Consider the following 4,720-nt stretch of genomic DNA (forward strand, 5'->3'; position numbering starts at 1 on the left):
ATAAAGGCTACTGCACATGGAATGGCATTTATCCCGGGGATCATATAGACAGCGTCAAAGAGCGGGAAAAGATCGCGTCTCTTGCAAAGAGCAATCCGACATTGTATCTCAAGGAAATGAAATCATGGGCAAAAGAAAGGATAGAGAGGCTGCAAAATGAAGGATGGAGAAAGACAAAAATTGGAGATAAAAAATAGGAGCCACTGTTCGGTTAAAAGCATCCCTTTTCCGACAGAGATAACGTGCCCTATCTGCGGTTATGAGGTGAAACTCTGGACGGATGAGGATGAGACGAGATGTTATGTCTGCGGTTATAAAATCTTTCAAAAAGAAAAAACAATACATTAAGGAGGCATTACATTATGGCAAGCAAGGAATTATTAGAAAAACTCAATGACGCAATAGCGAGAGAAATGCAGGTAAGCATCCAGTACATGTGGCAGCATATAATGGTCAGGGGGATTAATGCACAGGCAATCGGCCCTATATTCAGGCAAATAGCCATTGCCGAAATGATACACGCGGAACTCATTGCAGAGAGGCTCGACTATCTCGGAGGCACGCCGACAACAAAGCCTGCACCCATCGATATCGGTAAGAACACAAAGGATATGCTAACGATAGACAAAAAGGCCGAAGAGGAAGCTATAGCAATGTATAAAGACATTATAAAACTCGCGGAAAAAGAAAACGATTATACAACAAAAAAGCTTTTTGAGCAGATTTTAGCCGACGAAGAAAATCATCACAATACATTCAGCACGCTCTTAGAAGAGTGATTCGGAGGATTTATGAAGGCTGTTGAACTCAAAAACGGCATATACTGGGTAGGTGCAATCGACTGGGCAGTGAGGGACTTTCACGGCTATGAAACCCCACGCGGAACAACGTATAACAACTATCTGATAATGGATGAAGAAATAACCCTTCTGGATACGGTTAAATACGACTTTTCTGATATTACTATTAAAAATATAAGGTCTGTTGTTGATCCTTCAAAGATAAGAAATGTTGTCATAAACCATATAGAGAACGACCATGTAACGAGCATCGACAAAATTATGGATTTAACGCCCAATGCCGCCATCTATATAACAGAGAAGGGCAAAAAGGGTCTTGACAGGTTCTTTGATACTTCGAAATGGAATATAAAAATCGTAAAAACAGGGGATACCCTTAATATAGGCAGGAGGACTCTTCTCTTTATAGAGACGCCAATGCTTCACTGGCCTGATTCAATGATGACCTATATAAAGGAAGAAAAAATACTCATCAGTCAGGATGCATTCGGCCAGCATATCGCATCTGCGGTCAGATTCGATGACGAGTTTATAACTTGTCAGTCAATGTCTGAGCTTGAAGATGCAGTTATAGATTATTATGCAAATATCCTTATGCCATTCGGACAATTGATAAAGGCAAAGATTGCAGACATCCAGAAGTTAGGACTGGAAATAGAGATGATCGCCCCTGACCACGGCATCATATGGAAGGCAAATCCGCAGAAAGTTTTGCAGATGTATCTGGACATGGCAAATAGCAAAACAAACCTTAGCGTTTCTATTATTTATGACACCATGTGGCACAGTACAGAGCAGATGACATTACCAATTATGCAGGGGATAAAAGATGAAGGAGTTGAATGCAAGGTTATTAAGCTAAGGGCTACGCCAATGAGCATTGCAATTAAGGAGTTCTGGAAATCGAGAGGCTGTCTCATAGGTACGCCGACTCTTAACAATATCATGTATCCCAGTGTTGCCCACTTCCTGACGCATCTTCGCGGCTTAAGGCCAAAGAACCGCATTGTCGGCGCATTCGGAAGCTATGGATGGGGAGGCGGTGCAGTAAAAGAGGCATATGAAGACTTCAAGCGAATGGGACTTGAGATATTTGAACCAGGGTTACAGATACTTTTTAAGCCTTCGTTTGAAGACGAGACAAAATGCTATGAATTTGGAAAAGAGTTTGCAAAAAAAGTAAAGGAATATCATCAGAAATTTTAAGGAGGCATATTGTGAGTAAAGTTGAGAAGGATTTATTGGAGGCATTTGCAGGCGAATCACAGGCCAACAGAAAATATCTTGCCTTTGCAAAAAAGGCTGAAGAGGAAGGATACAGGCAGGTTGCAAAACTATTCAGGGCTGCTGCAGAAGCTGAGACAGTGCATGCACACAATCACTTAAGAGAGGCAGGAGGAATAAAATCCACAAAGGAAAACCTCGATGAGGCAATAAACGGCGAAACATACGAATTCCAGAAGATGTATCCTCAGATGATAGAAGATGCAAAGACTGAGGGAAATAACGGTGCATTGAGGAGCTTCAATTTCGCCAATGAGGTAGAAAAGATCCATGCAGAACTTTACAAGAAAGCACTCGAAAACCTCGGCAAAAACCCCGATGTTGATTATTATGTATGCCAGGTCTGCGGCAACACTGTTGAAAACGAAGCCCCGGATGAATGCCCCATCTGCGGAGCAAAAAAACAGGCATTTAAGGAAATAGACTAATGCCAAGAGATAGAATGAAGGTGCTGGCATTTCAGGGCAGTCCGAGGATAGAGGGGAATACAGACATACTACTGAAGGAAACATTAAAGCCCGTACATGAATCAGGCCATGATATCAGATTATTCAAACTCAATTCCATGAACATAAAACCCTGCCAGGACTGCGGGGGATGCGACAAAACAGGCAAGTGCATCATAAACGACGATATAGATGAGATATACGATGCCATAAGGGAGGCGGACAGGATAATCCTTGCCTCCCCTATCTTCTTTTTCGGCGTAAGCGCACAGGCAAAGATAATGATAGACAGGTGTCAGGCATTCTGGTGCGAGAAGTATCTTTTGAACAAACCAATTCCTGAAGGACGATACGGAAGAAAGGGGCTTTTATTATTGGTCGGGGGAATGAAAAAAGAGGTCGGCATCCAGTGTGCAGAGGCAACGGCAAAGGCATTCTTCAGGACAGTCAGTGTTTCAGAACACGAGACATTGAGTTTTACAGGAGTTGATGCAAAAGGCGCAATCCTTGAGCATCCAACTGCGTTGAAAGAGACGTATGAAGCAGGAAAGAGATTGGTGGCTATACAGTCGGGTTAGACTGACTTTTGCAAAATTAATTTAAAGAGGGAAGAAGCCATGTCAAAGTTACCGGAGCAGTATCTGAACATCAAAAAGAGGTTTAAGGGGTATTTCAAGGCTATTGATAATCTTGGAAAGGCTGCAAAGGCAGCAGGCCCTATTACTGAGAAGACCGCTCATCTCATACAATTGGCAGCTGCGCTGCCATAAGGTCTGAGGGGTCGGTCCATTCCCACACAAGGAGGGCATTGGAGGCAGGGGCAGAGCCTGAGGAAATCTACCATGCAATAATACTGCTTTCAAGCACAATCGGATTCCCGACTGTCTCTGCTGCATTGAGCTGGGCAGATGATATTATAAAAGGGAAATAAGTTCTCTGCGCAAGGCTGATGCGGAGCATCAGCCTTTTATCTGTATTTACATAAAAGGTTTGACGAGCTGTTTATCTGCATCTTCCAGTCTTTCAGCAAGTATCTCCGAGAATTTCTTGTAGAACTTAAGTAGCAGCGGTGCGTATTGAGGGTTTCCGTGTTCCTTTTGAATGTCCTCTGAATTGAACCTGAGCACATACGTCTCATCTTCAGCCACTATATCCGCACTCCTCGGTTTTCCTGTCACAAAGGACATCTCGCCGAAACTCTGTCCCATTGAAAGGTTGCATATAGTCTTTTTATAAGCCCCGACCCCTGTCCTCTTTCTGATTGAAACGCTCCCCTTGAGAATAATGGAAAAGTTTTTTTCAGATGCCCCCCTCTTTTATAATGATGTCTCCGGGCTGAAACCTCAGCCACTGCGTAATCTTGAGGAGCAGGGACAGATCTTCATCTGTGAAATCCCTGAAGAAGGGGATCTTCTTCAGGGATTCTATTATCTTTTCTTGGCTAACGTTTTCCATTTTTGTTGTTATCACCGTTGCAGGCAATCCATAATTTTCATTCAGCAGTTTCTATCGCCTTAACAACTTGTTTAACTATTTTGGGATGTAATGCTTTTCCTGCAGGAAAAGGAATAACAGCCCTTCTTTTTCCTTTCATATATATCCTGTGACTACCCTTACTTCTAACCCATTCAAATCCAGCTTTAAATAACATCGCCTCTGCCTCTTGAGGTGTTAATTGTGGCAGTTTAGGCAACTTGTACCTCTACTGCAGTAGTCAGAATTTCTTTGCTCAGAGACTCTTTTATTTCTTCTTCTGATAGTGTCTCCAAATAGAGTTCAACAGCTTCTTTTATGTTTGCTATAACTTCCTCTATTGAGTCTCCCTGCGATTGGCAGCCTTCAAGTTCAGGACAGTAGGCATAATAACCGTGTTCATCTTTTTCTATTACGATGCTGACTTTGTAGGACATTATATTCCCCCTTTTTAAGGATTACCATAATGATTACTTTACGAGCCATTTGGACATTCGCTTTTCAATTTCTTCGCGAGGATTGAATCATCTGAATAACCTGCTGCTTAACTCCCGCCATTTAAATCACCTCCTCAATGTCCAAATATACCATTTAACTCAACCCTATAACAAGCTGGCGTAGTTTTCCTTAACGGTTCGAGTGCTTGATAAGGGCGTAGCCTTTGGTGTTAACCTCAAGCATTTTGCCGTTCGGGCAAATCTTTCTTTATTAATGGTC

General features: G+C 42.5%; 8 protein-coding genes and 2 pseudogenes. 6 read left to right on the top strand and 4 right to left on the bottom strand.

The genetic code is table 11. The annotated features are described in order from the left end of the window. The 6 genes and pseudogenes from V7L97_RS11265 to V7L97_RS13130 form a co-directional block, all read left to right on the top strand. Positions 1 to 197 (top strand): annotated as a pseudogene (locus tag V7L97_RS11265) (hypothetical protein); the annotation flags it as partial. A 165-nt stretch (positions 198 to 362) separates the two neighbouring features. Beyond that, on the top strand, positions 363 to 779 hold the full coding sequence (locus tag V7L97_RS11270; RefSeq protein WP_333656028.1) for a ferritin-like domain-containing protein: 417 nt from the start codon (positions 363 to 365) through the stop codon (positions 777 to 779). Positions 780 to 791: 12 nt separating this feature from the next. Continuing rightward, on the top strand, positions 792 to 2,006 hold the full coding sequence (locus tag V7L97_RS11275; RefSeq protein ID WP_333656030.1) for an FprA family A-type flavoprotein: 1,215 nt from the start codon (positions 792 to 794) through the stop codon (positions 2,004 to 2,006). 11 nt (positions 2,007 to 2,017) lie between these two features. After that, the gene (locus tag V7L97_RS11280; protein WP_333656032.1) at positions 2,018 to 2,512 is read left to right on the top strand and encodes a rubrerythrin family protein; all 495 of its coding nucleotides are present in this window, start codon (positions 2,018 to 2,020) and stop codon (positions 2,510 to 2,512) included. Beyond that, positions 2,512 to 3,108: a flavodoxin family protein gene (locus V7L97_RS11285; protein ID WP_333656034.1), complete on the top strand. Its 597-nt coding sequence runs from the start codon at positions 2,512 to 2,514 to the stop codon at positions 3,106 to 3,108. The genes V7L97_RS11280 and V7L97_RS11285 overlap by 1 nt, the downstream gene beginning before the upstream one ends. A gap of 39 nt (positions 3,109 to 3,147) precedes the next feature. Continuing rightward, a pseudogene (locus V7L97_RS13130) lies at positions 3,148 to 3,461 on the top strand (carboxymuconolactone decarboxylase family protein). A 46-nt stretch (positions 3,462 to 3,507) separates the two neighbouring features. On the opposite strand, the gene V7L97_RS11300 reads toward V7L97_RS13130, so the two are convergent. Genes V7L97_RS11300 through V7L97_RS11315 form a run of 4 tightly spaced genes read right to left on the bottom strand, consistent with a single transcriptional unit; the run spans position 3,508 to position 4,440 of the window. Beyond that, positions 3,508 to 3,816 (bottom strand): cyclic nucleotide-binding domain-containing protein, encoded by a 309-nt coding sequence (locus tag V7L97_RS11300; protein WP_333656045.1) that lies wholly within the window; start codon positions 3,814 to 3,816, stop codon positions 3,508 to 3,510. 13 nt (positions 3,817 to 3,829) lie between these two features. After that, positions 3,830 to 3,985: a hypothetical protein gene (locus V7L97_RS11305; RefSeq protein ID WP_333656037.1), complete on the bottom strand. Its 156-nt coding sequence runs from the start codon at positions 3,983 to 3,985 to the stop codon at positions 3,830 to 3,832. Positions 3,986 to 4,022: 37 nt separating this feature from the next. After that, positions 4,023 to 4,223 (bottom strand): type II toxin-antitoxin system HicA family toxin, encoded by a 201-nt coding sequence (locus V7L97_RS11310; protein ID WP_333656039.1) that lies wholly within the window; start codon positions 4,221 to 4,223, stop codon positions 4,023 to 4,025. Continuing rightward, complete coding sequence (locus tag V7L97_RS11315; RefSeq protein ID WP_333656042.1) at positions 4,216 to 4,440, bottom strand: type II toxin-antitoxin system HicB family antitoxin; 225 nt, start codon at positions 4,438 to 4,440, stop codon at positions 4,216 to 4,218. The genes V7L97_RS11310 and V7L97_RS11315 overlap by 8 nt, the downstream gene beginning before the upstream one ends. Between the last annotated feature and the right edge of the window lie 280 nt (positions 4,441 to 4,720).

Origin of the sequence: Dissulfurispira sp., from assembly GCF_036745535.1 — a bacterium.
Lineage (GTDB): Bacteria > Nitrospirota > Thermodesulfovibrionia > Thermodesulfovibrionales > Dissulfurispiraceae > Dissulfurispira.

Bases quoted from the DNA above. Each gene is read 5' to 3' on its own strand.
- V7L97_RS11270 (WP_333656028.1), top strand. From the start codon at position 363: ATGGCAAGCAAGGAATTATTAGAAAAACTCAATGACGCAATAGCGAGA.
- V7L97_RS11275 (WP_333656030.1), top strand. From the start codon at position 792: ATGAAGGCTGTTGAACTCAAAAACGGCATATACTGGGTAGGTGCAATC.
- V7L97_RS11285 (WP_333656034.1), top strand. From the start codon at position 2,512: ATGCCAAGAGATAGAATGAAGGTGCTGGCATTTCAGGGCAGTCCGAGG.
- V7L97_RS11305 (WP_333656037.1), bottom strand. From the start codon at position 3,985: ATGGAAAACGTTAGCCAAGAAAAGATAATAGAATCCCTGAAGAAGATC.
- V7L97_RS11315 (WP_333656042.1), bottom strand. From the start codon at position 4,440: ATGTCCTACAAAGTCAGCATCGTAATAGAAAAAGATGAACACGGTTAT.